This window comes from Halorubrum halodurans, from assembly GCF_002252985.1.
Taxonomy (GTDB): domain Archaea; phylum Halobacteriota; class Halobacteria; order Halobacteriales; family Haloferacaceae; genus Halorubrum; species Halorubrum halodurans.
Genome location: NZ_NHPJ01000020.1, coordinates 1 through 5620, shown reverse-complemented (window position 1 = coordinate 5620; position 5620 = coordinate 1). Strand labels below are relative to the sequence as shown.

The window sequence follows — 5620 nt, the reverse complement described above, 5'->3', positions numbered from 1 at the left end:
CATGAAACCGCATGACGTGGCGGGTCCAGTTCGACGGGGTTAAGTGTTCACCGCGATTCGAATGGAATGCGAAGGTCCCCGCGGCGGGGACAGCGGCCGGCCGCCCACGGCGGCCGGTCGACGCGTTCCGACGGGGTTAAATGTCTACCCCGGTTCGGACGAAACGCGAAGAACGCACACGCGAACTCGGGCCGTTCAACTCGGCCCGGTTTCGCAGGGCCGACGAAGTCCGATGGGTTTATGACCCGTGCCGGACAACGTTCAGGTCCGCGAAGGATGAGGATTTCGCCCCCTGCGCTCCGGCGTAAGAGGAGATCTGATGTGAGCCGTGGACGTTCGGTGTCATCCGGGTCGCCGGTGGCACCGGACTCCACATTGGACCATGCAATGGTGTGTTGACGAACGCGTCAACACCCGCCAACATAACCCCCCTCGTGCCGGGAATCAGGCGCGAGGGTACACATTCCGGTTGATCCTGCCGGAGGCCATTGCTATTGGGATCCGATTTAGCCATGCTAGTTGCACGAGTTCAGACTCGTAGCGAATAGCTCAGTAACACGTGGCCAAACTACCCTTCGGAGCACCATACCCTCGGGAAACTGAGGCTAATAGTGTATACCACAGTCCACCTGGAATGAGGACTGTGTCAAACGCTCCGGCGCCGAAGGATGTGGCTGCGGCCGATTAGGTAGACGGTGGGGTAACGGCCCACCGTGCCAATAATCGGTACGGGTCATGAGAGTGAGAACCCGGAGACGGAATCTGAGACAAGATTCCGGGCCCTACGGGGCGCAGCAGGCGCGAAACCTTTACACTGCACGACAGTGCGATAAGGGGATCCCAAGTGCGTAGGCATAGAGCCTACGCTTTTGTCCACCGTAGGGAGGTGGACGAATAAGGGCTGGGCAAGACCGGTGCCAGCCGCCGCGGTAATACCGGCAGCCCAAGTGATGGCCGATCTTATTGGGCCTAAAGCGTCCGTAGCTGGCCGCGCAAGTCCATCGGGAAATCCACCCGCCCAACGGGTGGCCGTCCGGTGGAAACTGCGTGGCTTGGGACCGGAAGGCGCGACGGGTACGTCCGGGGTAGGAGTGAAATCCCGTAATCCTGGACGGACCGCCGATGGCGAAAGCACGTCGCGAGAACGGATCCGACAGTGAGGGACGAAAGCCAGGGTCTCGAACCGGATTAGATACCCGGGTAGTCCTGGCCGTAAACAATGCCTGCTAGGTGTGGCTCCCACTACGAGTGGGTGCTGTGCCGTAGGGAAGCCGCTAAGCAGGCCGCCTGGGAAGTACGTCCGCAAGGATGAAACTTAAAGGAATTGGCGGGGGAGCACTACAACCGGAGGAGCCTGCGGTTTAATTGGACTCAACGCCGGACATCTCACCAGCATCGACTGTGGTAATGACGGTCAGGTTGATGACCTCGCCACGAGCCACAGAGAGGAGGTGCATGGCCGCCGTCAGCTCGTACCGTGAGGCGTCCTGTTAAGTCAGGCAACGAGCGAGACCCGCATTCCTACTTGCCAGCAACGCTGCGAAGCGGTTGGGGACAGTAGGAAGACTGCCGTGGCCAACACGGAGGAAGGAACGGGCAACGGTAGGTCAGTATGCCCCGAATGTGCTGGGCAACACGCGGGCTACAATGGTCGAGACAAAGGGTTCCAACTCCGAAAGGAGACGGTAATCTCAGAAACTCGATCGTAGTTCGGATTGTGGGCTGAAACTCGCCCACATGAAGCTGGATTCGGTAGTAATCGCGTGTCACAAGCGCGCGGTGAATACGTCCCTGCTCCTTGCACACACCGCCCGTCAAAGCACCCGAGTGAGGTCCGGATGAGGCTCGTCACACGAGTCGAATCTGGGCTTCGCAAGGGGGCTTAAGTCGTAACAAGGTAGCCGTAGGGGAATCTGCGGCTGGATCACCTCCACAGACCCGAGACTCGCCCCCTGGGCGAGCTCATCTTACCTTCCGACCGTTCACACGAACGGTCACCACTCATTCACTTCGCATGCGTCCAACCACGGAGTCCGGCCCACCGCCGCCCCGGACACCTACGAACGTCCACGGCTCACACATACACACCCCCCCCAGACCCTCTCCACACGGAGAGGTGGGCTCATAGCTCAGCGGTAGAGTGCCTCCCTTGCAAGGAGGATGCCCTGGGTTCGAATCCCAGTGAGTCCATGTCAATCCGGCCGGTTCGAAACGTGCCCCTTAAGGGCGTACCGACGAACCGTACGGACACGACGACCGATGCACCATTCCGGGAAACCGCGAATGGGAAGGGTTCGACGAACACGCGCTGCCACGCGTGATTCAATGACGACCGTGTATACGTGCGATCCAGACGTCCACTGAACTCATACGAGTTCGTGGAACGTCAGTGAACCATACAGTCGGACTACCTCTTATGAGGTACTCTGACACACTACTGGCTACTGTGCCAGCTGGTGAATGGCTCGGCTCGAGAGCCGACGACGGACGTGCCAAGCTGCGAAAAGCTCGTGGGACCCGCATGGAGGGAAAGAACACGAGATCTCCGAATCGGAATCCGTACTACAATTGCCACGCGCAATAGGGAACCCCCTGAATTGAAACATCTCAGTAAGGGGAGGAAAAGAACGCAACCGCGATGTCGTCAGTAACCGCGAGTGAACGCGACACAGCCCAAACCGAAGGTCTTCGGACCAATGTGGTGTTCGGGTTGACAACCAAATCTCGACAGCTCATCTGAAGTCTCCTGGAACGGAGCGTGAAACAGGGTGACAACCCCGTAAGATGAGCCAGTACAGATGGCGTCAAATCCAGAGTAGCAGGGGTCGGATATCCTCTGTGAACGCTCCAGGCATCCCCTGGAAAGGCTAAACACTCCTCGAGACCGATAGCGAACAAGTAGCGTGAGCGAACGCTGAAAAGCACCCCGAGAAGGGCGGTGCAATAGGGCCTGAAATCAGTTGGCGATCGAGCGACAGGGCGTACAAGGCGATTCTCAAAACGACCGGAGAGCGATCTCCCAGTAGGAAGAGAATCGAGCCGGCGTCGTGTCGTGCGTTTTGAAAAACGACCCAGGGAGTGCACTTGAATGGCGAGTCTAACTCGTGAACCGAGGAAGGCGCAGGGAAACCGATACGGCCGCAGTACTTCGGTACGAGGGCCACCGTGTCCAAACGCGGGGAGTCATTCGGGTGCGACCCGAAACCAGGCGATCTATACGCGAGCAGGGTGAAGCGTGGCGAAAGCCACGTGGAGGCCCGTTAGAGGTGGTATCCTACAATATCCTCTCGTGATTCGTGTATAGGGGTGAAAGGCCCATCGAGCCTGGCAACAGCTGGTTCCGACCGAAACATGTCGAAGCATGACCTCTTCCGAGGTAGCCCGCGGGGTAGAGCTACCGATTGGATGACCCGCCTCCGAGAGGAGTCGGCCATCCTGTCGAACTCCAAACCCGCAGGCGCCGTAGACGAAGGGAGTCCGGTGCGCGGGGTAAGCCTGTGTACCGTGAGGGGAACAACCCAGAGCCGGGTTAAGGTCCCAAAGTGTAGATTAAGTGCGATTCGAAGGTGGTCTCAAGCCCTAAACAGCCGGGAGGTGAGCTTAGAAGCAGCTACCCTCTAAGAAAAGCGTAACAGCTTACCGGCCGAGGTTTGAGGCGCCCAAAATGATCGGGGCTCAAATCTACCACCGAGACCTGGCCGTATCCGTGAAAGGATAACCGCGTAGGTCGGCGTTCTGTTCGGATGGAAGCTCGGGCGAGAGCTCGCGTGGACCGTTCAGAAACGACAATCCTGGTCACAGTAGCAGCGATAGTCGGGTGAGAACCTCGACGGCCTGATGAGCAAGGGTTCCTCGGCACTGCCGTTCAGCCGAGGGTCAGCCGGTCCTAAGACACACCGCAACTCGACTGTGTCAACGGGAAACTGGTTAACATTCCAGTGCCATCATGCGTTCAAAGTCGACGCCGTGTGGACAGCTGAGCCGGGCGTTCGCCCGGTCGAATCGTGGAACCTCGTGGAGACCGTCACGGTAAGAAGCGAGAGAAGCGCGAGACAGCGCAAGTCAGCCGTACATAGGGCCCGTGAAAAGACGAGCATGATGTCCGTACCGAGATCCGAAACAGGTGCTCTGGCAGTGTAAGCCAAGGCCTGTCGGGAGAACCGACGTTAGGGAATTCGGCAAGTTAGTCCCGTACCTTCGGAAGAAGGGATGCCTGCTCTCTTTGGAGCAGGTCGCAGTGACTCGGGCGCTCCGACTGTCTAATAACAACACAGGTGACCGCAAATCCGCAAGGACTCGTACGGTCACTGAATCCTGCCCAGTGCGGGTATCTGAACACCTCGTACAAGAGGACGAAGGACCCGTCAACGGCGGGGGTAACTATGACCCTCTTAAGGTAGCGTAGTACCTTGCCGCTTCAGTAGCGGCTTGCATGAATGGATAAACGAGAGCGCCACTGTCCCAACGTTGGACCCGGTGAACTGTACGTTCCAGTGCGGAGTCTGGAGACCCCCAAGGGGAAGCGAAGACCCTATAGAGCTTTACTGCAGGCTGTCGCTGAGACGTGGTCGCCGATGTGCAGCATAGGTAGGAGACGATACACAGGTGCGCGCGCCAGCGCGTCGCCGAGTCAGCATTGAAATACTACCCGTCGGTGACTGCGACTCTCACTCCGGGAGGAGTACACCGGTAGCCGGGCAGTTTGACTGGGGCGGTACGCGCTCGAAAAGATATCGAGCGCGCCCGAAGATCATCTCAGCCGGGTCGGGAACCCGGCGAAGAGCGCAAGAGCACAAGATGGTCTGACAGTGTCATTCCCAACGAGTGACACTGACGCGAAAGCGTGGTCTAGCGAACCTACGAGGCTCCGGAATGGGGCCCGTAGATGACAGAAAAGCTACCTTAGGGATAACAGAGTCGTCACCCGCAAGAGCACATATCGACCGGGTGGCTTGCTACCTCGATGTCGGTTCCCTCCATCCTGCCCGTGCAGAAGCGGGCAAGGGTGAGGTTGTTCGCCTATTAAAGGAGGTCGTGAGCTGGGTTTAGACCGTCGTGAGACAGGTCGGCTGCTATCTATTGGGGGTGTAATGGTACTTGACGTGAACGGTCGTATAGTACGAGAGGAACTACGACCGGTCGCCACTGGTGTATCGGTTGTCCGGAAGGGCAGATGCCGAGTAGCCACGCGACACGGGGTAAGAGCTGAACGCATCTAAGCTCGAAACCCACATGGAAAAGAAGTACCACCGAGGTCACTCGTAGAAGACGAGGTAGATAGACTCGGGATGTACGCGCCGAGGCAACGAGGCGTTGAGTCCACGAGCACTAACAGACCGAAGCCACAGTCATACGGTCACTGGACGGTTCCACACTGGTATGAGTTCAGGCGGTAACTGGATCGCACGCATACACGGTCGTGAAGAGACGAGCCACTGACACAGGGGTCTCTCTTGATGGAGAGTTCCGGTTCGAGTCCGGGAGTCAGCATGAAGGCGGCCATAGCGGTGGGGGCACACCCGTACCCGTTCCGAACACGGAAGTTAAGCCCACCCGCGTACCGGGAAGTACTGGAGTGAGCGATCCTCTGGGAACCGCGGTTCGCCGCCTCGCCACTCAT

The 5620-nt window shown here is 58.5% G+C and carries 1 tRNA gene and 3 rRNA genes; all 4 read left to right on the top strand.

Annotated features, from left to right (window positions below):
* Window positions 1–462: 462 nt before the first annotated feature.
* The 4 genes from DJ70_RS02030 to rrf all read left to right on the top strand — a co-directional run bounded on the left by DJ70_RS02030 (window position 463) and on the right by rrf (window position 5613).
* Window positions 463–1933: ribosomal RNA gene (locus DJ70_RS02030) — 16S ribosomal RNA — on the top strand.
* 185 nt (window positions 1934–2118) lie between these two features.
* Window positions 2119–2190, top strand: a tRNA-Ala gene (locus tag DJ70_RS02025).
* 241 nt (window positions 2191–2431) lie between these two features.
* Window positions 2432–5354, top strand: a 23S ribosomal RNA gene (locus DJ70_RS02020).
* Between the two features lie 137 nt (window positions 5355–5491).
* Window positions 5492–5613: ribosomal RNA gene (gene rrf / locus DJ70_RS02015) — 5S ribosomal RNA — on the top strand.
* Together the 16S, 23S and 5S rRNA genes with 1 tRNA gene alongside form the textbook arrangement of a ribosomal RNA operon.
* Window positions 5614–5620 lie beyond the last annotated feature (7 nt).